Source organism: Micromonospora sp. R77 (assembly GCF_022747945.1).
Classification (GTDB): Bacteria; Actinomycetota; Actinomycetes; order Mycobacteriales; family Micromonosporaceae; genus Micromonospora.
This window is the reverse complement of sequence record NZ_JALDST010000001.1, coordinates 877171-901832: the sequence shown is the minus strand read 5'-3', so window position 1 is coordinate 901832 and position 24662 is coordinate 877171. Positions and strand designations below refer to the sequence as shown.

The following is a 24662-nucleotide window of genomic DNA, read 5'->3' as shown; positions in this document are numbered from 1 at the left end:
CGGACGACCGGAGGAGTCGCCGCCGGACGCCGGCTGGAAGACTGTCCGCCGTGACGGACAGGACGCGGCGCACGCCGCGCATGCGGGTGATGACCGAGGGCTCCACGGTCACCTCGTTGGAGCTCTTCTTCGACCTGGTCTTCGTCTATGCGCTCACCCAGGTGACCGCGTTGATGGCGGGCGACCTCACCTGGTCCGGGCTGGGGCGGGGCCTGCTGGTGCTGGCCCTGCTCTGGTGGAGCTGGTGCTGCTACGCCTGGCTGGGCAACACCGTACGGGCCGACGAGGGCGTGGTGCGGGTGGTCCTCTTCGCGGTCATGGCCACCATGTTCGTCGTCGCGGTGACCATTCCCGAGGCCTTCGTCGACCTGCGCGGCGGGCTGCCCGGCCCGGTGGTCTTCGCCGCCTGCTACCTGGTGGTCCGGGTGCTGCACCTGGTCCTCTACCGGCACGCCGCCCGGGACGACGAGGGCCTGCGCCGACAGGTGGCCCGCGCCACCTGGCCGATGCTCGGCGGGGCCACCCTGCTCTTCACCGCCGCGTTGCTGCCGCAGCAGCTCAGCGACGACCCGCGACGTGTCGTCGCGCTCCGTACCCTGCTCTGGGTGCTCGCCCTGGCGATCGACTACGGCGGCATCATGGCGATCGGGGCGCGCGGCTGGCGGATCTTCTCGGCCGCGCACTGGACCGAACGGCACGGCCTGATCATCATCGTGGCGCTCGGTGAGTCGCTGGTCGCGATCGGCGTCGGGGTCACCGCGCTGCCGATCTCCTGGCCGATCATCGTGGCCTCCTTCCTCGGCGTGGCGGTCGCCGCCGCGCTGTGGTGGGCGTACTTCGACGTGGTGGCGATCGCCGCGGAGCGGGTGCTGGCCCGCGCCGAGGGCGCCGAACGGGCCGCGCTGGGCCGGGACTCCTACACCTACCTGCACCTGCCGATGGTCGCCGGAATCATCCTGCTCGCGCTGGGCTTCAAGAAGGTCCTGGCGTACGTCGGGGACGGCACCCACCACACCCTCGCCGACCCGCTGCACGGGCTGGGCCTGCTCGCCCTCTACGGCGGGGTGATCCTCTATCTCCTCGGCCACCTCGGCTTCCGGCTGCGCAACATGGGCTCGGTCAACTGGCCCCGGGTGGCGGCGATGGTGCTGCTGGTGGTGCTGCTGCCGGTGGCCGACCACCTGCCGGCCCTGGCGGCCCTCGGCCTGCTCGCGCTGGTCTGCGTGGGGATGGTCGGCACCGAGGTGGTGCTCTTCGGCGCGGCCCGGCGGGCGCTGCGCGAGGAGTTCCTCGCCGAGCACGGGGCCGGGCCGGCGCACCCGGGCTGATCCCTGCGGGCGGCGGCCGGGCCGATCCGCCCTGACAGCGGGGGTCCGGCTGGGAGACTGCGCGGGTGGGCAACGGTGGCGGTGCGGCCCGGTGGTCGCAGGGGGTGCGGCCGGGTGGGGCCGGGTCCCGGACCACCCGGCTGGAACTCTTCTACGACCTGGTCTTCGTCTTCGCGTTCCTCACCGTCACCAGCCTCACCGCCAGCCGCCCCACCCCGGTCAACCTGTTCCGCTGCCTGCTGGTGCTGGCCCTGCTCTGGTGGTGCTGGACGGGCTTCGCCGGCCTCGGCAACGCGGTCCGTGCCGACCAGGGGATCCTCCCGGTGGTCGGCTTCGTCACCGTGGCGGCCACCTTCCTGCTGTCGCTGAGCATGCCGGGCGCGTTCGTGGACCGGCCCGGCGGGCTGAACGGCCCACTGACCTTCGCCACCTGCTACTTCCTGGTCCGCGCCGGGCAACTCGCGATCTTCGGCTGGGTGGCCCGCGGCGATCCGGCCGGGCTGCGCCGGTGGCTGCTGCTCGCCGCCCTGGCGGTGGCCGCGACCGCGCTGCTGGCCACCGCCGGGACCGTGCCGCAGCGGATCGCCGACCGGCCGACCGCGATCGCCCTGCAGCTGGCGCTCTGGAGCGCCGCCCTGGCCGTCGAGTACGGGGGCGGCATGACGCTCGGCGGCGGGTACTGGGCGGTCGTCTCGGCCGGGCACTGGGCGGAACGGCACGCGCTGATGGTGCTGGTCGCGCTCGGTGAGTCGATCATCGCGCTGGGGATCGGCCCGAAGTTCATCAGCGGGCTGCCGCTGACCGGCCCGGTGGTGGTCGCCGCCGTGCTCGGCATCGCGGTCACCGCGGTGCTCTGGTGGGCGTACTTCGACACCCTGGCGTTCGCCGTCGAGCAGGTCCTGCACCACACCCGCGAGCCGGCCGCCCGGGCCCGGCTGGCCCGGGACGTCTACACCTGGCTGCACCTGCCGATGATCGCCGGGATCATCTTCTTCGCGCTCGGCATCAAGGACCTGCTGGCCGAGGCGGCGGCACCGGACTCACCGCCCTGGGGCGTGCCGCTGGGCGGCTTCTGGATCACGGTTCTCTACGGCGGCGTCGGGCTCTATCTGCTCAGCCTGGTCGGCTGCGCGCTCCGCGCGCTGCGGGTCCTGCACCGGCCGCTGCTGCTGGCCGTCCTGCTGCTCGCGCTGGTCGCCCCGGTGGCCGCCCGGCTGCCGGAGCTGGTGGCGCTGGCCCTGCTGGCGGTGCTCTGCCTGGCCGCGGTGGTGGCCGAGACGCTCAGCGAGGACGGCCGGCGGCGGCAGGTGCGACAGCTCGCCCTGGAGGAGCAGCTCGCCGTGGAGGCGGACCAGAGCCGGTGGCGGCAGCGTCACCTCTGACCGGCCGGCTGCACCCGGCGGCGTCCCGACCGCCGGCCGGGGCGCGGCGGCACCCCGACGGCCGCGCCCCGGAGTGGGACGCGGCCGTCGGTCGGGCGGTGTCACAGCTCGGCGAGGCTGCCGGCGTACATCTTGTCGATCTCGGCCGCGAAGTTGCTCTCCACGCCCCGGCGCTTGATCTTGAGCGAGGGGGTGACCTCGCCGTGCTCGATGGTCAGGTCGCGGGGCAGGATGGTGACCTTCTTGATCGTCTCCCAGCGGTTGAGCCGGCCGTTGAGCTCGGCCACGTACTCCTCGACCATGGCCTGCGCCTCGGGCGAGGCGACGATCTCGGCGTACGGCCGGCCCTCCAGCGGCCCGCCGGCCGCCCAGCCGGTGATCGCGTCCGGGTCGAGGGTGACCAGCATGGTGCAGTAGTTGCGGGCCTGTCCGATCACGATCGCCTGCGAGGTGTACGGGCAGATGGCCTTGAACATGCCCTCGATGTGCGACGGCGCGATGTACTTCCCGCCGGAGGTCTTGACCAGGTCCTTCTTCCGGTCGGTGATCCGCAGGAAGCCCTGGTCGTCGAGGCTGCCGATGTCCCCGGTACGGAAGAAGCCGTCCTCGGTGAACGCGGCGGCGGTCTCCTCGGGCAGGTTGTGGTAGCCACGCATCACCGGCCGGCCGCGGACCAGGATCTCCCCGTCGGTGTCGATCCGGCACTCCAGGTCGCCCATCGCCTGGCCGACGCTGCCGATCCGCAGCGCGTGCGGCCGGTTGACGAAGTTGCCGGCGCTGGTCTCGGTGAGGCCGTACCCCTCGGAGATGGGCAGGTTGGCGGCGGCGAAGAAGGTGGCGATCTCCTTGCTCAGCGGGGCCGCGCCGGAGACCAGCACCCGGATCCGTCCGCCGAGGCGGGCCTGGAGCTTGCTGAAGACCAGCTTCTCCGCCAGCGCGTACTTCAGCTTCAGGCCGGCCGGGACCGGCTTGCCGGCCTGCTCCAGCGCGACCTTCTCGGTGCCGACCCGGACGCCCCAGGCGAAGATCTTCGCCTTGGCGCCGCCGGCGTCCCGGGCGGTGGTGACCGCCTTGTTGTAGACCTTCTCGAAGACCCGGGGCGCGCCGCACATCAGCGTCGGCCGCACCACGGCCAGCAGCTCGACCAGCTTCTCCACCCGACCGTCGACGTACGTCGGCAGGCCGACGTGGGTGGCACCGCAGAGCAGCGTCTTGCCGAACGAGTGGGACAGCGGCAGCCACAGGTATTGCAGGTCGTTGTCGCGCAGCAGCCCCACCTCGGCCTGCGCGACGCCCTCCCAGCACCAGCCGCCGTGCAGCAGCTCGACGCCCTTGGGCCGACCGGTGGTGCCCGAGGTGTAGATCAGCGTGGCCAGGTGTTCCGGCCCGACCCCGGCGACCAGCATGTCGACCAGGTCCGGCTCGGCCGCCAGCGCCCGCGTCCCGCGCTCCTCCAGCTCGGCGAGGGTGAGTTGGGGGACCGCCGCGTCCGGGTCGGGGGCGCCGTCGAAGAGCACCACGTGGGTCAGCGCCGGCAGGTCGGCGCCGGCGATCTTCGCCGCCTGGGCCGGGTTCTCGGCGAAGAGCACCCGGGAACCGGAGTCGGCGATGATGTAGGTCGCGTCCTCGGGCTCGGTGGTCGGATAGACGGTGGTGGTGGCACCGCCGGCGCACATGATGCCGAAGTCGGCGATCACCCAGTCGAGCCGGGTGTTGGCCAGGATCGCCACCGGATCCTCCAGGCCGACGCCGAGCCCGTGCAGTCCGGCGGCGACCGCCTTCGCGCGCTGCCCGACCTGTTCCCACGTCAGCCAGACCGGGCCGGAGTCGTCCGGGGCCGGGTGGGCGAACGCGTCGCGGCCGGGGGTCGCCGCGACGCGCTTGAGGAACATGTCGGGGATGGAACGGTACGGTACATCGAGAGCCATCGCTGTAGCCGCCTTCGAGGGTGGAGGCGTGACGGGGGTCACGTCGTTTTGCGGTTACCGAAGAGTATTGCCTGCACCCGGGCATCGGCTAGTGCCGTCGGTCCCGTCCCGACGGGTGGTGCGGTCCTCAGGCGTACCGGGCGGCGCGGAGCGACCAGTCGTAGGTGCCCCGGATCCAGTTGCGCCGGGTGGCCAGGTAGGGGCCGGCCTCCGGGTCGCCGTCGAGCGCGGCGTCGCCCGCCACGTACGCGGCCAGCGCGGCGTTGAACCGGGCCGCCGCCGCCCGCAGCGCCACCGTCTCACCGGCCGCGGACTCCCGGGCGATCGAGGTGACCAGGTTCAGCGGGTCCGTCCCGGCCCGGTGCTCCTTGCCGAAGGAGAAGATGTCGTTGCACCAGCAGACCAGGTCCGCCGCCAGCAGGTCCAGGGCCACCAGCGCCGGCTCGGCGTGCCGGCCCACCCGGGGTGGCCCGTCGTGCGCCAGGTCGGTCAGGGTGAACGCCGGCCGCACCCCGCCGGTGTGCCGGCGCAGCTGGACGTACTCGGCGACCGTCGGGACCCGGTGGTGCTCCCGGTAACCCGCCTCCCAGAGCAGCCCGAGCAGGTATTCCCGCAGCTGGCTCACCAGGCGCAGCAGCAGCGTCGGGCAGCCGCAGGCACGGACCCGGCGACAGATGTCGTCCAGCCCGGCGGCGAGTGCCCCGGCCGGGGGCGGGCCCGGCGCGCCGGGCCGGTCCAGCACGTCGAGCAGGCCCGCGACGGTCGGCCCCAGCCGGGCCGGCGTGGTGCCGAGACCGTCGTCGTCGCACGCGTCGTCCACCACGAACAGCCAGCCGATCAGGTCGGTGAGCAGCCGCAGCCGCTCGACCGGCCCTCCGGGCAGGTCCGCCCGGCCAACTCGGCGGCGGCGGCCCGGCGCAGCCGGCGCTCCGGCTGCGCGCCGGTGACCAGGCCCAGCGCCCGGGCCCAGGCCAGGCTCTCCCGGCGACCCGGTCCGTGTCGGGGTGGCGGCGGGCCGGGAAGGGGGGTTCGTGCAGCGCCGAGACCGCGAAGCTCCGCATGGGCGCCCCCTGTCACGCCGCCCCCGGGTGGGGCGGCGGGCAGTAGGTTACGGCACTCGATATCGGCATACATCACTGGGTGGAGGATGTTTCACTTCTTCCTCCGACCGATTTCGGCCACCGGTTCAGATGCCCAGACCCGCGGTCCGCAACCGCTCGGCGAGCGCGCCCGGCCCGTCGAGCTGCACCCGGGCCACCCGCTGCCGGCCGGAGAGGAACAGCGTCAGCTCGCCCGGTGCCCCGACCACCCGCAGCCGCTCACCGCCCCGGCCGACGCCCAACTCGCCGTACCCGGGCGCCTGCACCAGCAGGTCCGCCGGGAAGCGGCGCAACGCCATCCGGGCCAGCAGCGCGGTGCGCTTCCACAGCGCCGCCTGCAACCCCGCCGGCAGGTCGCGCGGCAGCCAGCCGGGCCGGGCCCGGCGGACGTCCTCGTGATGGATGAAGAACTCCATCGTGTTGACCAGCTCGTCGGTGAGCGGGTTGCTCAGCGGACTCCACACCGGCGGCCGGCGCACCCGGGCCACCAGCTCCGCGTACGGGCCGGCGGCCACCCGGCGGCGCACCGCCTCGCCGTACCGGCGCAGCGGCGGCAGCAGGATGCCCCCGGCGGCGTCCGGGCGACGCTCCCGTACGAGCAGGTGCGCCGCCAGATCACGGGTCGTCCACCCGTCATTGAGCGTCGGCGCGTCCGGTCCCAGTTCCAGCATCAGGTCGGCGAGCGCCTCGCGCTCCGACCGGGCGTACCGCGGCATGGCTCGATGGTAGGCGCGCCCACCCCCGCGCGCCTCCCCTGACGCCCGGGGCCGGTCTCGCAGGCCGCTCGGTCCCGGATCGGGTGGCCTCCGGCGCGGTGCGACACCACCGCGTGCCGGATCGAGCACGATCCCGGTGGGCGGCGGGCGACGTGCCGGTGGACCGTGGACGGTGGGCGACGCGCACGGGCGGCGGCGACGTGACGGCGGACATACGCGTTCCGGGTCGGCGGAGCGGGCGTCGACCGGTAAGGATGAGGGGACACAACGGCGACTTACGGCGGGGGAACTGCGTGGCGAGCGGGACAAGTCGGGACGTCCTCGGCCGAGGGCTGCGGGTGCTCGGCCGGGCCATCCGGGAACAACCGCGGATCTTCGCGGTCGCGGTGACGGGGAGCGTGCTCTTCGGCCTCATGGTGATCGCCAGCGCGTTCGTGGTCGGCCGGGTGGTCGGCGACGTCGTGGTGCCGGCCGTCGAGCGCGGCCAGGTCGGCGCCGGCGTGCTCGCGCTCGCCGCGGCGGCGCTGTTCGGGATCAGCGTGCTGCGCGTGGTCGGCATCTTCGGCCGCCGGCTCGGCGCGGGTTACATGCAGTTCCGGCTCCAGGCCGCCTACCGCCGCCGGGTCACCCGCCGCTACCTGGACCTGCCGCTGGCCTGGCACCACCGCAACGCCACCGGCACGCTGCTGTCCAACGCCAACTCCGACGTGGAGGCCGCCTGGTACCCGATCGCGCCGCTGCCGTTCGCGGTCGGCACGTTGGTCATGCTGGTCGGCGCGGTCGTCTCGCTCTTCCTCACCGACTGGGCGCTGGCGCTGGTCGGACTGGCCGTCTTCCCCGCGCTCTTCGCGCTCAACGTGGTCTACTCCCGCCGGATGGCCCCCCGCCAGGCGCGCGCGCAGCGGCTGCGGGCCGAGGTCAGCGGGATCGCGCACGAGAGCTTCGACGGCGCGCTGGTGGTCAAGACCATGGGCCGGGAGTCCCAGGAGACCGCCCGGTTCGCATCCCGCGCCGGTGAGCTGCGCGACGCGTTGATCGCCGTCGGCAAGCTGCGCGGCGTCTTCGACCCGATGCTGGAGACCCTGCCCAGCCTCGGCACCCTGGCCGTGCTGGTGGTGGGCGCGTTCCGGCTGCGCCAGGGCGCGATCACCGTCACCGAGCTGGTCAGCGTCGCCTTCCTCTTCACCGTGCTGGCCTTCCCGGTCCGGGCCATCGGCTGGGTGCTGGCCGAGCTGCCGCGCAGCGTCGCCGGCTGGGACCGGGTGCGCCGGGTGCTCGACGCCACCGGCGAGATGCCGTACGGCGAGGTCACGCTCGACCCGGCCGAGCCGCGGCCGGCCACGCTCGCCTTCCACGACGTGCACTTCTCGTACGAGCCGGCCGAGGCGCACCTGCCCGGCGCCCAGGTGCTCGGCGAGGTCGGCTTCACCGTGCCGGCCGGGAAGACCGTCGCCCTGGTCGGGCCGACCGGCGCCGGTAAGTCCACCATCGCCTCGCTCGCCGTCCGGCTGGTCGACCCCGACTCCGGGACGGTCACCCTGGACGGCGTCGACGTCCGCCACCTCACCGCCGCCTCGCTCGCCTCGACCATCGCGCTGGTGGCCCAGGTGCCGTTCGTCTTCGACGACACGGTCCGGGCCAACATCGCCCTGGACCGGGCCGGCGTCGGCGACGAGGAGGTGTGGGCGGCGCTGCGGCTGGCCGAGGCGGACGGTTTCGTCGCCGCGCTGCCCGAGGGGCTGGACACCATGGTCGGCGAGCGCGGCACCTCGCTCTCCGGCGGCCAGCGGCAGCGGCTCACCCTGGCCCGGGCGCTCGCCGGCCGGCCCCGCCTGCTGGTGCTGGACGACGCCACCAGCGCCGTCGACCCGCGCGTCGAGGCGGCCATCCTGGCCGGCCTGCGCGCCCCGGCGCAGGGCGGCGCCGCCGCGTCGATCCTGGTGGTCGCCTACCGGCGGGCCACCATCGCCCTCGCCGACGAGGTGATCTACGTCGAGCACGGCCGGGTGGTCGCCCGGGGCACCCACACCGAGCTGCTCGCCACCGTCCCCGGCTACGCCGACCTGGTCACCGCCTACGAGCAGGCCGAGCAGGAGCGCGAGCAGACCCGCCCGTACGACGAGGTCACACCGCTGACCTCCGGCCTGGAAGTCGAGGTTGACCGGTGAGCGCGAGGAGTGCAGCGGAGCGGAGCCCCGCAGCCGCGAACGAAAGGTCGGACCGGTGACGACCACCACCGAGGCGGAGCAGGCGGCCGAGTCGACCTGGCGGACGCTGCGGCGGGGGTTGGCGCTCTCCCCGGAGCTGAAGACCGGGCTGGCCGGCACGATCGGTCTGGCGCTGGTCTACATGGTCGGCCGGGTGGCCGTGCCGGTGGCCGTGCAGCGGGGCATCGACCACGGCATCGTCGGCGGCCTCGACCTGGGCGTGGTCTGGTCGACGGTCGTCGCCACCGCCGCCGTGCTGGTGGTCACCACCACCTGCGGTTACCTGATGATGCGCCGGCTGTTCACGGTCAGCGAAACGGCTCTCGCCGGGGTACGCACCCGCGCGTTCCGGCACGTGCACGACCTGTCGATGCTGCACCAGCAGTCCGAGCGGCGCGGTTCGCTGGTCTCCCGGGTCACCAGCGACGTCGACCAGATCACCCAGTTCCTCCAGTGGGGCGGCGTGATCCTCATCGTCAACCTCGGCCAGCTGGTGGTGACCACCGCCGTCATGCTGGCGTACTCCTGGCAGTTGACCCTGGTGGTGCTCGGCGCGTTCGCCCCGGCGCTGCTGGTGATCCGGCTGCTCCAGCGCCGGCTGGCCGCCGCGTACGGCGTGGTCCGGCAGCGGATGGGCACCCTGCTCGGCACCATCGGGGAGAGTGTGGTGGGGGCGCCGGTGATCCGGGCGTACGGCATCGCCGGGCGGACCGCCCGGCGGCTGGACACGGCCATCGAGGCGCAGCGGCAGGCGCAGCAGCGGGCCATCCGGATCAGCATCGTCGGCAGCTCGGTGGGGGAGCTGGCGGCCGGTCTGGCGCTGGCCGGGGTGGTCGTGGTCGGCGTCAACCTGGGGGCGGACCGCACCCTCTCCATCGGCCAGCTCACCGCGTTCCTGTTCCTGGTCACCCTCTTCATCCAGCCGGTGCAGATCGCCACCGAGGTGCTCAACGAGGCGCAGAACGCGATCGCCGGCTGGCGCCGGGTGCTCGACGTGCTGGACGTCGCCCCCGACGTGGCCGACCCGGGCGAGCAGGGGCGGGAACTGCCGCCGGGCCCGCTGGACATCCGCTTCGATCACGTCACCTTCGCCTATCCGGGCGGCCCGCCGGTGCTGCACGACGTGGAGCTGGAGATCCCGGCGAAGAGCCGGGTCGCGGTGGTCGGCGAGACCGGCAGCGGCAAGACCACCTTCGCCAAGCTGCTCACCCGGCTGATGGACCCGACCTCCGGCGACGTGCTGCTCTCCGGGGTGCCGCTGCGCGAGGTGCGCTTCGAGTCGCTGCGCTCCCGGGTGGTGATGGTGCCGCAGGACGGCTTCCTCTTCGACGCCACGGTCGGCCAGAACGTCCGCTTCGCCCGGCCCGGGCTGACCGACGCGCAGCTCACCGCGGCCTTCACCGAGCTGGGGCTGGCCGACTGGCTGGACGGCCTGCCGTCCGGGCTGAACACCCCGGTCGGTGAGCGGGGCGAGGCGCTGAGCGTGGGGGAGCGGCAGTTGGTGGCGCTCGCCCGGGCGTACGTCGCCGACCCGGACCTGCTGGTGCTCGACGAGGCGACCAGCGCCGTCGACCCGGCCACCGAGGTACGCCTGCAGCGCACCCTGGACGCGGTCACCCGGGGCCGGACCACGCTCGCCATCGCCCACCGGCTCTCCACCGCGCAGGCCGCCGACGAGGTGATCGTGGTGGACCGGGGCCGGATCGTGCAGCGCGGCCCGCACGACGAGCTGCTCCGCGATCCCGATTCGGTCTACGCCCTGCTCTACGCCTCCTGGCTGGAGCAGACCCGCTGACCGGCGGTCGGCCCGGGACCGACCCGGCCGCCGGTCGGCCCGGGACCGGCCCGGCCGGCGGTCAGGCCGGCAGCGGACCGGTCAGGTAGCGCTGCACGGTCGGGCCGATCGCCGCGACCAGGGTCTCCGGGTCGGCGGAGGCGACGGGTTCCAACCGGATCACGTAGCGCATCATGGCCAGGCCGGCGAGCTGGGTGCCGACCAGCGCGCCGCGCAGCGGCAGCTCGGCCGGGTCGAGGTCGAGCCGGTCGAGGACCCGGCGCAGCACCTGGGTGACCAGGAACTCGCGCAGCAGCCGGGCGCTCCACTCGTTGTTCACCGCCGAGCGGAGCAGGGCGACCGCCGCCGCGCCGGCCGGGGAGTCCCACACCCCGAGGAAGGTGCGGACCAGCCGTTCCCCGACCCCGTCCGGCCCGCCGGCCAGCACGCCCGGCAGCAGCTCGGCCGGGTCGACGGGGATCTCGACGGTGGCCCGGAACAGCTCCTCCTTGGTGCCGAAGTAGTGGTGCACCAGGGCCGGGTCCACCCCGGCGGCGGTGGCGATCACCCGGATCGAGGCGGCGTCGAAGCCGCGCTCGGCGAAGGCGGTCCGCGCCGCCGCGAGGATCGACTCGCGGGTGTCCGGGTTGCCGGGCCGGCGGCCGGTCCGTCGCGCCCTCATCCGCTGCGCCGGCGCAGGGTGGCCGCGGCGAGCACCAGCGCCGCCACCGCCGCCCCGGCCACGATCGCCACGTCGCGCCACATCGTCCCGGTCGGGTCCGGGTGCGCGCCGACCTCCTGCAGCGCCTCGACCGCGTACGACAGGGGCAGCACGTCGCTGATCGCCTGGAGCCAGCCGGCCATCTCGCCCCGGGGCACGAAGAGCCCGCAGAGCAGCAGCTGGGGCAGGACCACGACCGGCATGAACTGGACGGCCTGGAACTCGGTACGGGCGAAGGCGCTGCACAGCAGCCCGAGCGCCACGGCCAGCACGGCGTTGACCGCCGCGATCAGCACGACCAGCCAGCTGCTGCCGGCGGTGTCCAGGTCGAACACCCGGTACGCCACCACGGTGGCGATGCTCGCCTGCACCGCCCCGGCCAGCCCGAACGCGATGCCGTACCCGAAGAGCAGGTCGAGCTTGCCCAGCGGGGTGGTGAGCAGCCGTTCCAGCGTGCCGCTGGTGCGTTCCCGCAGCATGGCGATGCTGGTCACCAGGAACATGATGATGAACGGGAAGAAGCCCAGCATGATCAGGGCCACCCGGTCGAAGACGGTGGGCTGCCCGGGCGGGGTGGGCTGGTCGACGTACATGAAGTAGACCAGGGTGAGCAGCACGGTCGGCACCACCACGAGCAGCGCGACGGTCCGCTTGTCGTGCCGCAGCTGGCGCAGGATGCGCCCGTTGGTCGCGGCGAGGATGCGGGGGTTCACCGGTCCTCCTCCTGGCCGACGGGCCGCTCGGCCGCCTCGTTCGCCCGGATCAGCCGCAGGAACGCCTGCTCCAGGTCGTCGACGGCGGTGGCGGCCCGAATGGCGTCGGGGGTGTCGTCGGCGATGAGGCGCCCGTCCCGGATCAGCAGCAGCCGGTCGCAGCGGGCCGCCTCGTCCATCACGTGGCTGGAGACCAGCAGGGTCGTCCCGGCGGCGGCCAGTTGGTGGAACCGGGCCCACAGCTCGGCCCGCAGCACCGGGTCCTGGCCCACGGTCGGCTCGTCGAGGACGACCAGTTCCGGCTCGCCGACCAGCGCACAGGCCAGCGACGCCCGGCTGCGCTGGCCGCCGGAGAGGGTGCCGACGAGCTGGCCGGCCGCCGTGGCGAGCCCGACGTCGGCGACCGCCCGGTCGGCGTCGGCGGGGCGACGCCCGTGCAGGGCGGCGAAGTAGCGGGCGTTCTCCCGGACCGTCAGGTCGGCGTAGACGCTGGGGGCCTGGGTCAGGTAGCCGACCCGGTGGCGCAGCTCCGGGTGGCCGGCGGGCCGGCCGAGCACGGTGACCGTGCCCGAGGTGACCGTCTGCACGCCCACGATCGCCCGCATCAGGGTGGTCTTGCCGCTGCCGCTCGGGCCGAGCAGCCCGGTGACCGCGCCGCGCGGTACCGCGCAGCTGATGCCGTGCAGCACCCGCCGTCGGCCCCGGTCGACGACCAGGTCGCGGACCAGTGTCGCGTCCTCCATCGTCCCGCCTCCCAGAAAACTCATCACCTGTTGAACTCAACGGTAGATGAGTTATTCGTCCGCGCGCAACGGTTGACTTCGAGTGCCCTCGAACTGGAAGCCTGGACGCGTGGACATCAGCACGCGGGAGATGAGCCTCACCGTCGGTGAGGCCGCGGAGCGGGTCGGCCTGACCACCTACACGCTGCGCTGGTACGAGCAGGAGGGGCTGGTCGCCCCCGTCGGGCGGGACTCGGCCGGCCGGCGGCGCTACACCGAGGGCGACGTCAACTGGCTGGTGCTGCTCACCCGGCTGCGCCGGACCGGGATGCCGGTGCGGGACATGCGCCGCTACGCCGAGCTGGCCCGGCAGGGCGACCGGACGATCGGCGCCCGGCGGGCGCTCTTCGAGGCGCACCGGGCCCGGGTGCTGGCCCGGATCGCCGAACTGGAGGGGGACCTCGAAGTGCTCGACTACAAGATCGACGTGTATCGCAGGGCGGAGGAGGAGCGGGCATGATCCGACGACGAGTGGGCGCGACCGGCCCGGAGGTCTCGGCGATCGGCCTGGGCTGCATGGGGATGAGCTTCGCGTACGGCACCGGTGACGACGCCGAGTCGACGCGGACCCTGCACCGGGCCCTCGACCTGGGCGTCAACCACCTGGACACCGCCGACATGTACGGCTTCGGCGCCAACGAGCGGCTGCTGGGCCCGGTCGTCAAGGCCCGCCGGGACGAGGTCTTCCTGGCCACCAAGTTCGGCAACCGCAGCACCGGCGACCGCTTCGGCGGCACCGGCACCCCGGGCGCTTACGTGGACAGCAGCGCCGCCTGGGCCCGGGAGGCCTGCGACGCCTCGCTCGGCCGGCTCGGGGTCGACACCATCGACCTGTACTACCTGCACCGGCGCAACCCGGCCACGCCGATCGAGGAGACCGTCGGTGCCCTGGCCGACCTCGTGACGGCCGGCAAGGTGCGCCTGATCGGCCTCTCCGAGGTCAACCCGGCGACCCTGCGGGCCGCCCACGCGGTGCACCCGATCGCCGCCGTCCAGATGGAGTACTCGCTGTTCAGCCGGGACGTCGAGGGCGAGATGCTGGCCACCTGCCGGGAGCTGGGCGTCTGTCTGGTGGCGTACTCGCCGGTGGGCCGGGGGCTGCTCACCGGGGCGATCACCAGCCGCGAGCAGCTCGCCGACGACGACTGGCGCCGGAACGTGCCCAGGTTCGCCGACGGCAACCTGGACGCCAACCTGCGGCTGGTCGAGGCGGTACGCGCGGTCGCGGCGGAGATCGGCTGCACGCCGGCCCAGGCGGCGCTCGCCTGGCTGCTGGCCCAGGGCGACGACGTCCTCCCGATCCCCGGCACCAAGCGGGTGCGCTACCTGGAGGAGAACGCGGCGGCGGCCGACATCACCCTGGACCCGGGGCAGCTCGCCCGGCTGCGGGAGGCGGTGCCGGCCGAGGCGGTGGCCGGGGAAAGGTACACCGAGGCAGGAATGCGAACCGTCGGGCACTAGCCTTTGCATCGGACACCCGGTCCGCCAACGGTCATTGCGCTTGAGAACGGGCATCCGGCACGATGGCGCGGTGGGTCCCGCTCCGTTGCCCGAGACCGGTTTCCTCGACGACTGGGCCGCCCGCCTGCGGCAGGCCGCCGATCGTCCCGTCGTCGGGATCATGCTGCGCGGCAGCCACGCCCGCCGGGGCGCCACCGAACACAGCGACGTGGACCTCGACGTGCTGGTCGCCACCGACGAACCACCCGCCGCCCCGGCACCCGGGGCGGCGGGCCGGTCGCCGACCACACCGTCCGCCGGGGCGCCCGGCCGCCCCTACGCCGCCCGCCGGGCCTTCCTCGCCGAGTTCGAGGGCCGGCTGGTGCACGTCTCGGTGGCCGCCCGGGACATTCGGTCCTGGGTGCACCGGCTGGGCGAGCCGGCGGACTGGGCGTTCGGGCTGCCGGTGACCGCGCCCGCCCGGCTGATCTGGGCCGTGCCGGAGTGGCGCCGCCGGATCGACCTGCCGGTGCTCTGTCAGCCGGCGGACGAGCCCCGGCTGGAGGAGCTGATCGCCACCCTCGGCAAGGTCGCCGGGGCCCGCTGGGCCGACGACCCGCTCGGGGTCCGGCTGGCCGCCGCCGACCTGGCCCGGCTCTGCCCGTCGGTGCTGCGGCTGGCCAACCCGTCCGTCCGGGTGGTCTCCCGCCGGGCCGCCTTCGCGGCCGCCCTGGACCTGCCGGTCGCCCCGCCCGGATACCGCGACGACATGCTGCTCTGCCTCGGGCTGCGCCCCGGCTCCACCGGCCAGGTGGCGGCCGCCGCCGCCCGGCTGGTCACCGGGACCGTCCCGCTGATCCGCCCGTACGCCGGCCAGCTCGCCGAGACGGTCGGCACCGACCTGGCCGAGGCGCTGCTCGACGGCCGGCTCGACCGCTACCTGGCCCAGCTCACCCGGTCGGTGCAGCGCTGCACGCCCGCCGGTCGGGACACGTCGCCGGTGCCCACCCCGCGTACGGGAGAATGGCTGACTGTGCCCCCATCCGACGCGCCGCTGACCGGCGCCCCCGCCAGCTCCGCCGAGCCTCCGGCCCCCGGCCCGGTCCGCCCGTCCCGGCTCGACCCGGCGATCGCCGCCCGGCTGCGCCGTACCCCCGACGGCCTGGTGGCCGCGGTGGTGCGGCAGCACGACTCGGGCGAGGTGCTGATGGTCGCCTGGATGGACGACGAGGCGCTGCACCGCACCCTGACCACCGGCCGGGCCACCTACTGGTCGCGCAGCCGCCAGGAGTACTGGGTCAAGGGCGCCACCTCCGGTCACCACCAGCACGTCCGGTCGGTCGCCCTCGACTGCGACGGGGACGCGCTGCTGGTCAGCGTCGACCAGGTCGGGGCGGCCTGCCACACCGGCAACCGGACCTGCTTCTTCACCGAACTGCCGGTCACCTCGCCGGAGGCGACGTCATGACCGACGGCACGGTCAGCCCCGACCAGGGCGCGTTCACCGAGCTGGCGGCCCGGTGGCGGGTCGTCCCGGTCACCCGCCGGCTGCTCGCCGACGCGGAGACCCCGGTCGGCGTCTACCGCAAGCTCGCCGGTGGGCCGGGCACCTTCCTGCTGGAGTCGGCCGAGCAGGGCGTGGGTTCGGCCGGCATGGCCTGGTCCCGCTACTCCTTCATCGGCGTCCGCAGCAGCGCCACGCTGACCGAGCGCGACGGCGCCGCGCTCTGGACCGGTGAGCCGCCCGCCGGGGTGCCGGCCGACGGCGACCCGGTCCGGGTGCTGCGCGAGACGGTCGCCGCGCTGGCCGGCCCGGCCTGGGACCCGGCCAGCGGCATGCCGCCGCTGACCGGCGGCATGGTGGGCTTCCTGGGGTACGACCTCATCCGCCGCTTCGAGCGCCTGCCCGAGCTGACCGAGGACGACCTCGGCGTCCCCGAGCTGGGCATGATGCTCGCCACCGACCTGGTGGTGCTCGACCACTACGACGGCTCGGCGATCCTGGTCGCCAACGCGGTCCTGCCCCCGCCCGACGCACCGGGGCGGGACGCGCTGGTCGCGGCGGCGTACCACCACGCGGTGGGGCGGCTGGACGCGATGACCACCGCACTGTCCCGACCGATTCCGCCCATGATCTCCACGGTCGACCGGCCGGCGGTCGGCGAGGTGAGCTGCCGGACCCCCGACGGCGGCTACCCGAAGGCGGTCGAGGCGGCCAAGGAGGCCATCCGGGCCGGCGAGTGCTTCCAGATCGTGCTCGCCCAGCGCTTCGAACGCCCGACCCACGCCGACCCGCTCGACGTCTACCGGGTGCTGCGCACCACCAACCCCAGCCCGTACATGTACCTGCTGCGCTTCGACGGCTTCGACATCGTCGGCTCCTCGCCGGAGGCGCACCTGAAGGTGAGCACCACCGCCGACGGCCGACGCCGCGCGCTGCTGCACCCGATCGCCGGGACCCGCCCCCGGGGCGGCACCCCGGCCGCCGACGCCCGCCTCGCCGCCGAGCTGCTCAGCGACCCGAAGGAGCGCGCCGAGCACGTGATGCTGGTCGACCTGGGCCGCAACGACCTGGGCCGGGTCTGCCGCCCCGGCACGGTCGAGGTGCCGGAGTTCGCCACCATCGAGCGGTACAGCCACGTCATGCACATCGTCTCGACGGTGGTCGGCGAGCTGCGGGCGGACCGCACCGCCTTCGACGCGCTCGCCGCCACCTTCCCGGCCGGCACCCTCTCCGGCGCGCCCAAGGTCCGGGCCATGGAGATCATCGAGGAGTTGGAGCCGGTCCGGCGCGGCCTGTACGGCGGCACCGTCGGCTACTTCGGCTTCGGCGGCGACCTGGACATGGCGATCGCGATCCGGACCGCGCTGATCCGCGACGGGCGGGCCTACGTGCAGGCCGGGGCGGGGGTGGTGGCCGATTCTGATCCGGCCGCCGAGGACCAGGAGACCCGGAACAAGGCCGCCGCGGTGCTCGCCGCCATCGCCGCCGCCGAGACCCTGCGGCCGGCCCGATGAGCGACCCGACCCCACCCGCCGACCCGACCCCACCCGCCGACCCGACCCCACCCGCCGACCCGACCCGGCCGCCGACCCGACGCGGCCTGTCGAGCCGCAGTCGCCGGCCGCCTCGGCCGCCGGGCCACCGGCCCCGGAGGCCCCCGCCGGGGCGGCACCGTCCGGGCAGGGCGGCGCGAGCTGACGTACGCCGTGCTGTGCTGCCTGGCCGGTGCGGGCCTGGCCTGCTGGGCGGCAACCAGGACCTGGTCGGTGGAGCTGATCCCGCGCGCGCGTTGCCGCCGTCGCGGCAGCTGCGCACCGGCACCGACCTGCTGCCCTGGCTCTTCCCGCTGGCGCTGGTCGCGCTCGCCGGCGGCGGCGCGGTACTCGCCACCCGGGGCCGGCTCCGGCGGTTGCTCGGCGGCCTGCTGACCCTGCTCGGGCTGGCCGTGGCGGCCGGCGGCGGGTACGGCCTCACCGCCGACTTCGGCGGCTCGGTGAGCCGGCAGTGGCCGGCGCTCTGCCTGCTGGGTGGGCTGGTCGCCGCGGCCGGTGGCCTGCTCACCGCGCTGCGTGGCGGCGGCTGGCCGGCGATGGGTGCCCGCTACGAGCGGCCGGCGACGGCTGGGGCGCAGCCCACGACGTCGGGCCCGGCGGTCGGGCGGGGGCACCCGGGACGCCTGGGACGCGCTGGACCGGGGCGAGGACCCGACGGTCAGCTGACCGGCTGGCCGGTACGCGCCTCGCGGCGGTCCCGGGCGGCGGCCATGGGCGGCGGCCAGCTCGGCGACCAGGCGCTCCAGTTCGGCGCGCTGCTCGGCGCGGGCCCGGTCGGCGCAGACCGCCTCCCAGGCGTTGCCGCGGGCGGTGCGCGCCCGGCCGTCGCCGACGACGGCGCGTTCGAGGGTGTCCACCATGCCGACCGCGAGCGACGCGACGGTCCGGGAGATGGTGGTGAGTCCGATGCTCTGGTTCGGGCTGTTGGTGCTCATGGTCACCCCGCAGTGGATCGTGGGCGAAGGGTCGGCAGGCGCCTCGTCGAGTCTGCCCGAGAAAAATGGTGCCGGGCTCGCGTTTCGCCGTGATGAAGCGCAGGTCAACTGTCCGACGCGGGGTGCGACCTGGGGAGGGCCGTTCGGCCTTGAGCTTGGTCACACCGTCGATCGGACAGCGGTGTCCAGCGCCGGGCGCGCGGGCGTGGTGAGATGAGGTATGGGCGGCAGTCGATGTGACGCGGGGCGGTGCCCGCCGGGCGGAGGTGACGCCGCTCGATGGGCAGGGTCGCGCTCCGTGACATTTCGTTCACCGCAAGTCGGCCATCATGCCACAGCCCATCTCGTGAGGAGCGCCATACCCCCGGCACTTGAGGCCAGGTGGCGCCACCTAGCATCGGCCCATGACACCCGGAGAGGGGAGTCCGTTGGTGACTGCTGAGCATGCGCACGCGGAGGGGGACGGAGCCGGATCGGCGTCGTCCGCAAGCGTGCTCGACGAGATTCTGGCCGGCGTCCGCGAGGATGTGGCCCGGCGCCAGGAGCAGGTCCCGCTGGAGCGGATCCGCGAGCTGGCCGCCGCCGCGCCGCCACCGTTGGACGCGTACGCGGCCCTGCGGCGGCCCGGCGTGGCCGTGATCGCGGAGGTGAAGCGCTCGTCGCCGTCCCGGGGACGGTTGGCCGAGATCGCCGACCCCGCCGACCTGGCCGGGGAGTACGCCGCCGGTGGCGCACGCGCGATCAGCGTGCTCACCGAGGGCCGCTGGTTCGGCGGCTCGCTGGACGACCTGGCGGCCGTCCGCGCCGCGGTGAAGGTGCCGGTGCTGCGCAAGGACTTCGTGGTCTCCAGCTACCAGGTGCACGAGGCCCGCGCCCACGGCGCCGACCTGGTGCTGCTGATCGTCGCCGCGCTGGAGCAGAACGCGCTGGTCGGGCTGCTGGAGCGGATCGAGTCGCTGGGCATGACCGCGCTGGTCGAGGTGCACACCGAGGAGGAGGCCGACCGGGCCCTGGAGGCCGGCGCGCAGGTGATCGGGGTCAATGCCCGTGACCTGCGTACCCTTGAGGTCGACCGCTCGGTGTTCGAGCGGATCGCGCCCGGCCTGCCCAGCAGCGTCGTCAAGATCGCCGAGTCCGGCGTGCGCGGCCCGCACGACCTGATCCGCTACGCCTCCGCCGGCGCCGACGCCGTGCTGGTGGGGGAGGGCCTGGTCACCCAGAAGAGCCCCCGCGAGGCGGTCGCCGAGCTGGTCAACGCCGGGAACCACCCGGCGACGCCCCGTCCGGTGCGCTGATCCCGCGCCGGCACCGCAGCAGCGAGAGGATTTCGCGATGAGCGCCAACGCGTCGGCCCCGGCCGGCCAGCTTCCCGACGCCGCCGGTCACTTCGGCCGCTTCGGTGGCCGTTTCGTCCCGGAGGCGCTGGTCGCGGCGCTCGACGAGCTGGACGCGGCGTACCGCAAGGCGATGACCGACGAGGGCTTCCTCGCCGAGTTCGGCGCCCTGCTGCGCGACTACGCCGGCACCCCGTCGCTGCTCTACACCGCCGAGCGGTTCTCCGCGAAGGCGGGCGCCCGGATCCTGCTCAAGCGGGAGGACCTGAACCACACCGGCGCGCACAAGGTGCGCAACGTGCTGGGCCAGGCCCTGCTGACCCGGCGGATGGGCAAGAAGCGGGTGATCGCGGAGACCGGCGCCGGGCAGCACGGCGTGGCCACCGCCACCGCCGCCGCGCTGTTCGACCTCGACTGCGTGGTCTACATGGGCGAGGTGGACACCGAGCGGCAGGCGCTCAACGTGGCCCGGATGCGGATGCTCGGCGCCACCGTCGTCCCGGTGACCACCGGTTCGCGGACCCTCAAGGACGCGATGAACGAGGCGATGCGGGACTGGGTCGCCAACGTCGACGACACCCACTACCTGATCGGCACCGCCGCCGGGCCGCACCCGTTCCCGGAGATGGTCCGGGACTTCGTGCGCGGCATCGGCGAGGAGGCCCGCCAGCAGTGCCTGGACCTCACCGGCGCGCTGCCGGACGCGGTCGCGGCCTGCGTCGGCGGCGGCTCCAACGCGCTCGGCATCTTCCACGCGTTCGTGGACGATGCCGACGTCCGGCTGTACGGCTTCGAGGCCGGTGGCGAGGGCGTCGAGACCGGCCGGCACGCGGCCAGCATCACCGGCGGCACCTCCGGCGTGCTGCACGGCACCCGGACGTACGTGCTGCAGAACGCCGACGGCCAGACCATCGAGTCGCACTCGATCTCGGCCGGCCTGGACTACCCGGGCGTCGGCCCGGAGCACGCCTGGCTGCACGACAGCGGCCGGGCCACCTACACGCCGGTGACCGACACCGAGGCGATGGCCGCGTTCGAGCTGCTCTGCCGCACCGAGGGGATCATCCCGGCGATCGAGAGCGCGCACGCGCTCGCCGGCGCGCTGAAGATCGCCCCGACGCTCGCCGCCGAGCTGGGCCGGGAGCCGGTCATCGTGGTCAACCTCTCCGGTCGGGGCGACAAGGACGTGCACACCGCCGGCGAGTACTTCGGCATCCTCGACAAGGAGTGACAGCGTGAGTCGGATCGGGGTCGCCTTCGACAAGGCCCGCGCCGACGGGCGGGCCGTGCTGGTCGGCTGCATGCCGGCCGGTTTCCCCACCGTCGAGGGCAGCATCGCCGCGATGACCGCCATGGTCGAGGCCGGGGTGGACGTCATCGAGGTGGAGATCCCCTACTCCGACCCGGTGATGGACGGACCGGTCATCCAGAAGGCCAGCGACATCGCCCTGGCCGGCGGTGTCCGGACCGCGGACACGCTGCGCATCATCGAGGCCGTCGCGGCCACCGGTGCCCAGGTGGTCACCATGACCTACTGGAACCCGATCGAGCAGTACGGCGTCGACGCGTTCGCCCGTGACCTGGCCGCCGCCGGGGGCACCGGGCTGATCACCCCGGACCTGATCCCGGAGGAGGCGGACGAGTGGCTGGCCGCCTCCGAGGCGTACGGCCTGGACCGGACCTTCCTGGTCTCCCCGTCCTCCACCGACGCCCGGCTGCGGATGACCGTCGAGCACTGCCGGGGCTTCGTCTACGCCACCGCGATCATGGGCGTCACCGGCGCCCGGTCGCAGACCTCCGACGCCGCTCCGGTGCTGGTCTCCCGGCTGCGTGAGGTCACCGACCTGCCGGTCGGCGTCGGCCTCGGCGTCGGCACCGGCGCCCAGGCCGGCACCGTGGCCGGGTACGCCGACGGCGTCATCGTCGGCAGCGCCCTGATCCGCTGCCTGCTCGACGCCGGCGACCAGGCCGCCGGCCTGGCCGCCCTGCGCGCGCTCAGCGCCGAGCTGGCCGAGGGCGTCCGCAACCCCGTCCGCTGACCGTCCCGGACCGACCACCACGGCCCCCGTTGGGCCGGCTCCCCGGCCGGCCGGCCGCCCGTTCGGCCGGCCGGGGTGCCGGCGTCCGCCCGCGTCCACCGCGCCAACGATGGGTGTCCCGTCCGCCGGACACTACGAACCTGATGACATATTCGGTTCGGGGTGAGCCATGCCCGCCCCGGATCCGCGCAGGTTCGCTGGGAGGGCTGGGGGGCACCGCCGGCCATGGCCGCCGTTTTCGGTACAGGCTTCGGGGCGATGCCGTCGGTGGCCACTTTTTCTGGGCAAGCGTGGGCCCGGCGTCGGCCGTGGCCACTGTTTCCGGGAAAGCGTGGTATGCCGTGCCGCGGTGGCCACTGTTCCGGGAAGAAGTGGCAAGTCCGGCCGAGGGTACGGTGATTCATTCATGTCATCAAGTTCGTAGCGATTGCACGGCGGCCCCGAGACAGCGGCGCTCGGTGTTCACCGGCCACGTCGGCGCGGCGTGCCACCGTGATCCGTGCGGGAGGTGGTGCCGTGGCAGTTCACCGCCGCAGCGGGGAGCGGGCGCCACAGGGGCGGGCGTCGGGCGGGCGGGTGCCGGCGGAGGTCTCCGCGTGGACGTTCCGGACCGCGGCGACCTGCGGGGCCTCGGACCGGTGCGAAGACCGCGGACCGGGGTGCCGCGAGAGTGGTCCGCCCCGGTAGCGTGTAGACCCGTGACCCTCGCCCCGATGACCCCACTGGCGGCCCTGCCCAGCCCCAGCACCGCCGTATGGCAGCTCGGTCCGGTCCCGCTGCGGGCGTACGCGCTCTGCATCGTCGCCGGCATCGTGGTGGCCTGCGTGGTGACCGAACGCCGGCTGCGCCAGCGGGGTGTGGCCCCGGGCGCGGTGCTCGACATCGCGGTCTGGGCGGTGCCCACCGGGATCGTCGGCGCGCGGCTCTACCACGTGATCACCTCGCCGGACAAATACTTCGGCGACGGCGGTCAGCCGCTCAAGGCGTTCGCCATCTGGGAGGGCGGGCTCGGCATCTGGGGCGCGGTCGCCGGTGGCGCCATCGGTGCCTGGATCGCCGCCCGGCAGCTCGGCATCCCGCTGACCGTGGTGGCCGACGCCCTGGCTCCGGGCCTGCCGCTGGCCCAGGCGGTGGGCCGGTTCGGCAACTGGTTCAACAACGAGCTCTACGGCGGTCGGACCACCCTCCCGTGGGGGCTCGAGGTGCACGTCATGGACCCGGACAACCCCGGGCACGCGCTCCGCGACGAGGCCGGCAACCCGATCCTGCAGCCGGGGCTCTATCACCCGACCTTCCTCTACGAGGCGCTCTGGAACGTCGGCGTCGCCGCACTGGTCCTCGTCCTGGACCGGAAGCTGCGGCTCGGCCGGGGCCGCGCTTTCGCGCTCTACGTGATGGGCTACACCGCCGGCCGGTTCTGGATCGAGCTGATGCGTACCGACGAGGCCACCCACGTGCTCGGCCTGCGGATCAACGTCTGGACCGCCGGGCTGGTCTTCCTCGGCGCGTTGATCTACTTCCTCCGGGTCCGCGGGCCCCGGGAGTACCTGGTCCCGATCGGCGTGCCGGCGACCCCGGTCCCGCCCGCCGGTGGCGACGTGTCCCAGGTCGACCTCTCCGCCCGCGAGCCCGGCCCGGCCACGGTGGCCCCGGAGGGCTACCGGGTGGTCAGCGAGGAACAGTTCCGCGCCTACCAGGAGACCGGCGAGGTCCCCGCCGAAACCGCCCCCGCCGAAACCGCCCCCGGTGAGGTCGAGGCCGGCGAGGTCGAGGCGACGCGGGCCGGGACGGCGGACACCGAGGCCACCCGGGCCGGGACCTCGGAGGACGAGGAGCCGGCCGCCCGCGCCGACACCACCGGCGCACCCGCCGCCCGCGCCGACACGAGCGGCGCACCCGCCGACCGGGCCGGCGCCACGGGTGCCGGCCCCGCCGACCGGGACAGCTGAGCGGGGAGTCATGCGTACCGCGGTGGTGGTCGGCGCCGGCCTCGGTGGCCTGGCGGTAGCCGGCGCGCTGGCCCGCTCGGGCTGGCAGGTCACGCTCCTGGAGCGGGCCGACCGGGTCCGCCCGGAGCCGACCGCCGTCGTGCTCTGGCCCAACGGGGTACGCGCGCTGCGCGCCCTCGGCCTCGGTGCCGGGCTGGACGCGATCGCCACCGAGCTGCCCGACGGCGGGATCCGCCGTCCCGACGGGCAGTGGCTGGTGCAGCCGCGTCCCACGCCCGCCGAACGGATGCCCGTGGTGGTGCACCGGGAGGACCTGCACGACGCGTTGATCGCCGGGCTCGGCGACCGGGTGGAACTGCGTACCGGGGTGGCCGTGCGGACCGTGCGGGCGGTCTCCGGGGAACGCCCCGCCGTGGGTGACGGCCGCCGCACCATCGAGGCGGACCTGGTGGTCGCCGCCGACGGCACCGACAGCGAGATCCGCCGGCAGCTCGCCCCCGAGGCGACCGTGGTCAGCTCCGGGTGCGCCGCCTGGCGGGCGGTGATCCCCTGGTACCAGGCGCCGAGGCTCCCCGCCGATCAGCCGGTGGGCGGGGAGACGCTGGGTGCCGGCTACCGGTTCGTGGCCGCCTCGCTGGGCGAGCGCGGCACCGCCGGCGGCTCCAGCCGGGGCGGCATCTACTGGGTGGCCACCGCTGCCGGCGCGCCCCGGCCGGAGCCGCCGGAGACCCAGCTCACCCTGCTCAAGCGCTGGTTCGCCGGCTGGCCCGCGCCGATCGCCGAGCTGCTCGACGCCACCGACCCGGCCGACCTGGTGCAGCAGGAGATCCGCGAGCTGCGCCCGCTGCCCCGGGCGTACGGTTTCCCGGTCGGGCCGGGCGGGGTGGTGCTGCTCGGTGACGCCGCGCACGCCATGCCACCGCACCTCGGGCAGGGCGCGTGCCTCGCCTTCGAGGACGCGGCGACCCTCGCCTCGCTGCTGAGGGAGTCCCGGCTGCCCGACGCGGTCGCGTCGTACGACCGGCTGCGCCGGCCCCGCGCGGCGACCGTGGTCCGGCAGACCCGCCGGATGTCGGCGGTCCTGCAGACCCGGGGGCGGCTCGCGCTGCGCGCCCGCGACGCGGCCCTGGGCACGATCAGCCCTCGGCTGCGCAACACCGCCGCCTCCGCCGCCGCCCAGTGGCAGCCGCCGGCCTGGAGTTGCCGGCAGCCCCCGAACCGCCGGCAGCGGTCGGTGGGCCGGTAGCGGTCCGCGCG

20 protein-coding genes and 3 pseudogenes are annotated in these 24662 nt (G+C 74.5%); 15 read left to right on the top strand and 8 right to left on the bottom strand.

Translation table 11 applies throughout. The features are described from left to right. Positions 1-50: 50 nt before the first annotated feature. Complete coding sequence (locus MRQ36_RS03875; protein WP_242792844.1) at positions 51-1328, top strand: low temperature requirement protein A; 1278 nt, start codon at positions 51-53, stop codon at positions 1326-1328. Between the two features lie 65 nt (positions 1329-1393). Continuing rightward, positions 1394-2710, top strand: coding sequence for a low temperature requirement protein A (locus MRQ36_RS03870; RefSeq protein WP_242792842.1), 1317 nt, complete (start codon positions 1394-1396; stop codon positions 2708-2710). Between the two features lie 101 nt (positions 2711-2811). Here the strand turns inward: MRQ36_RS03870 and MRQ36_RS03865 are convergent, their stop codons facing one another. The 4 genes from MRQ36_RS03865 to MRQ36_RS03850 form a co-directional block, all read right to left on the bottom strand. Continuing rightward, positions 2812-4638 (bottom strand): long-chain fatty acid--CoA ligase, encoded by a 1827-nt coding sequence (locus MRQ36_RS03865; RefSeq protein ID WP_242792840.1) that lies wholly within the window; start codon positions 4636-4638, stop codon positions 2812-2814. A gap of 127 nt (positions 4639-4765) precedes the next feature. After that, a complete protein-coding gene (locus MRQ36_RS03860; protein WP_242792838.1) occupies positions 4766-5461 on the bottom strand; it encodes a terpene synthase family protein in 696 nt (231 codons plus the stop codon). A gap of 14 nt (positions 5462-5475) precedes the next feature. Then, positions 5476-5775 (bottom strand): hypothetical protein, encoded by a 300-nt coding sequence (locus tag MRQ36_RS03855; RefSeq protein WP_242792836.1) that lies wholly within the window; start codon positions 5773-5775, stop codon positions 5476-5478. A 49-nt stretch (positions 5776-5824) separates the two neighbouring features. Continuing rightward, on the bottom strand, positions 5825-6454 hold the full coding sequence (locus MRQ36_RS03850; RefSeq protein ID WP_242792834.1) for a TIGR03085 family metal-binding protein: 630 nt from the start codon (positions 6452-6454) through the stop codon (positions 5825-5827). A 293-nt stretch (positions 6455-6747) separates the two neighbouring features. Here MRQ36_RS03850 and MRQ36_RS03845 point away from each other — a divergent pair, with 293 nt between their 5' ends. Both MRQ36_RS03845 and MRQ36_RS03840 read left to right on the top strand, forming a co-directional pair. Further along, positions 6748-8622 (top strand): ABC transporter ATP-binding protein, encoded by a 1875-nt coding sequence (locus tag MRQ36_RS03845; protein ID WP_242792831.1) that lies wholly within the window; start codon positions 6748-6750, stop codon positions 8620-8622. A 55-nt stretch (positions 8623-8677) separates the two neighbouring features. Beyond that, positions 8678-10456, top strand: coding sequence for an ABC transporter ATP-binding protein (locus MRQ36_RS03840; RefSeq protein ID WP_242792829.1), 1779 nt, complete (start codon positions 8678-8680; stop codon positions 10454-10456). A gap of 61 nt (positions 10457-10517) precedes the next feature. Here MRQ36_RS03840 and MRQ36_RS03835 read toward each other — a convergent pair whose 3' ends face one another. Genes MRQ36_RS03835 through MRQ36_RS03825 form a run of 3 tightly spaced genes read right to left on the bottom strand, consistent with a single transcriptional unit; the run spans position 10518 to position 12612 of the window. Then, positions 10518-11117 carry a TetR/AcrR family transcriptional regulator gene (locus MRQ36_RS03835; RefSeq protein ID WP_242792827.1) on the bottom strand — a complete coding sequence of 200 codons (600 nt, stop codon included), beginning with the start codon at positions 11115-11117 and terminating at the stop codon, positions 10518-10520. Next, positions 11114-11869 (bottom strand): ABC transporter permease, encoded by a 756-nt coding sequence (locus MRQ36_RS03830; RefSeq protein WP_242792825.1) that lies wholly within the window; start codon positions 11867-11869, stop codon positions 11114-11116. Before MRQ36_RS03830 ends, MRQ36_RS03835 begins: the two co-directional genes overlap by 4 nt. Then, positions 11866-12612 (bottom strand): ABC transporter ATP-binding protein, encoded by a 747-nt coding sequence (locus MRQ36_RS03825; protein WP_242792823.1) that lies wholly within the window; start codon positions 12610-12612, stop codon positions 11866-11868. Before MRQ36_RS03825 ends, MRQ36_RS03830 begins: the two co-directional genes overlap by 4 nt. A gap of 109 nt (positions 12613-12721) precedes the next feature. On the opposite strand from MRQ36_RS03825, the gene MRQ36_RS03820 reads away from it, so the two are divergent. The 6 genes and pseudogenes from MRQ36_RS03820 (at position 12722) to MRQ36_RS03795 (ending at position 17814) form a co-directional block, all read left to right on the top strand. Next, positions 12722-13111, top strand: coding sequence for a MerR family transcriptional regulator (locus tag MRQ36_RS03820; protein WP_242792821.1), 390 nt, complete (start codon positions 12722-12724; stop codon positions 13109-13111). Then, positions 13108-14112: an aldo/keto reductase gene (locus tag MRQ36_RS03815; RefSeq protein ID WP_242792819.1), complete on the top strand. Its 1005-nt coding sequence runs from the start codon at positions 13108-13110 to the stop codon at positions 14110-14112. The genes MRQ36_RS03820 and MRQ36_RS03815 overlap by 4 nt, the downstream gene beginning before the upstream one ends. A gap of 160 nt (positions 14113-14272) precedes the next feature. After that, a pseudogene (locus MRQ36_RS03810) lies at positions 14273-14944 on the top strand (phosphoribosyl-AMP cyclohydrolase); the annotation flags it as partial. Between the two features lie 180 nt (positions 14945-15124). Next, entirely contained in the window at positions 15125-15559 is a 435-nt protein-coding gene (gene hisI / locus MRQ36_RS03805) for a phosphoribosyl-AMP cyclohydrolase (protein ID WP_242800811.1), read from the top strand. Beyond that, on the top strand, positions 15556-17109 hold the full coding sequence (locus MRQ36_RS03800; protein ID WP_242792817.1) for an anthranilate synthase component I: 1554 nt from the start codon (positions 15556-15558) through the stop codon (positions 17107-17109). Before hisI ends, MRQ36_RS03800 begins: the two co-directional genes overlap by 4 nt. A 180-nt stretch (positions 17110-17289) precedes the next feature. Further along, positions 17290-17814 (top strand): annotated as a pseudogene (locus tag MRQ36_RS03795) (Trp biosynthesis-associated membrane protein). Between the two features lie 32 nt (positions 17815-17846). Here MRQ36_RS03795 and MRQ36_RS03790 read toward each other — a convergent pair. Further along, positions 17847-18083 (bottom strand): annotated as a pseudogene (locus MRQ36_RS03790) (hypothetical protein); the annotation flags it as partial. A gap of 491 nt (positions 18084-18574) precedes the next feature. Here MRQ36_RS03790 and trpC point away from each other — a divergent pair. From trpC to MRQ36_RS03765, 5 genes are all read left to right on the top strand, one after another. Then, entirely contained in the window at positions 18575-19378 is an 804-nt protein-coding gene (gene trpC, locus MRQ36_RS03785; protein WP_242792815.1) for an indole-3-glycerol phosphate synthase TrpC, read from the top strand. 37 nt (positions 19379-19415) lie between these two features. Continuing rightward, positions 19416-20648, top strand: coding sequence for a tryptophan synthase subunit beta (gene trpB, locus MRQ36_RS03780; RefSeq protein ID WP_242792812.1), 1233 nt, complete (start codon positions 19416-19418; stop codon positions 20646-20648). A 4-nt stretch (positions 20649-20652) separates the two neighbouring features. After that, positions 20653-21456, top strand: coding sequence for a tryptophan synthase subunit alpha (gene trpA, locus MRQ36_RS03775; RefSeq protein WP_242792810.1), 804 nt, complete (start codon positions 20653-20655; stop codon positions 21454-21456). 698 nt (positions 21457-22154) lie between these two features. Then, positions 22155-23405: a prolipoprotein diacylglyceryl transferase gene (lgt, locus tag MRQ36_RS03770; protein WP_242792799.1), complete on the top strand. Its 1251-nt coding sequence runs from the start codon at positions 22155-22157 to the stop codon at positions 23403-23405. Positions 23406-23415: 10 nt separating this feature from the next. Continuing rightward, on the top strand, positions 23416-24651 hold the full coding sequence (locus MRQ36_RS03765) for an NAD(P)/FAD-dependent oxidoreductase (RefSeq protein ID WP_242792795.1): 1236 nt from the start codon (positions 23416-23418) through the stop codon (positions 24649-24651). Positions 24652-24662 lie beyond the last annotated feature (11 nt).

Bases quoted from the DNA above. Each gene is read 5' to 3' on its own strand.
- MRQ36_RS03850 (WP_242792834.1), bottom strand. From the start codon at position 6,454: ATGCCGCGGTACGCCCGGTCGGAGCGCGAGGCGCTCGCCGACCTGATG.
- MRQ36_RS03825 (WP_242792823.1), bottom strand. From the start codon at position 12,612: ATGGAGGACGCGACACTGGTCCGCGACCTGGTCGTCGACCGGGGCCGA.
- MRQ36_RS03815 (WP_242792819.1), top strand. From the start codon at position 13,108: ATGATCCGACGACGAGTGGGCGCGACCGGCCCGGAGGTCTCGGCGATC.
- trpB (WP_242792812.1), top strand. From the start codon at position 19,416: ATGAGCGCCAACGCGTCGGCCCCGGCCGGCCAGCTTCCCGACGCCGCC.
- MRQ36_RS03865 (WP_242792840.1), bottom strand. From the start codon at position 4,638: ATGGCTCTCGATGTACCGTACCGTTCCATCCCCGACATGTTCCTCAAG.
- MRQ36_RS03765 (WP_242792795.1), top strand. From the start codon at position 23,416: ATGCGTACCGCGGTGGTGGTCGGCGCCGGCCTCGGTGGCCTGGCGGTA.
- MRQ36_RS03800 (WP_242792817.1), top strand. From the start codon at position 15,556: ATGACCGACGGCACGGTCAGCCCCGACCAGGGCGCGTTCACCGAGCTG.
- MRQ36_RS03835 (WP_242792827.1), bottom strand. From the start codon at position 11,117: ATGAGGGCGCGACGGACCGGCCGCCGGCCCGGCAACCCGGACACCCGC.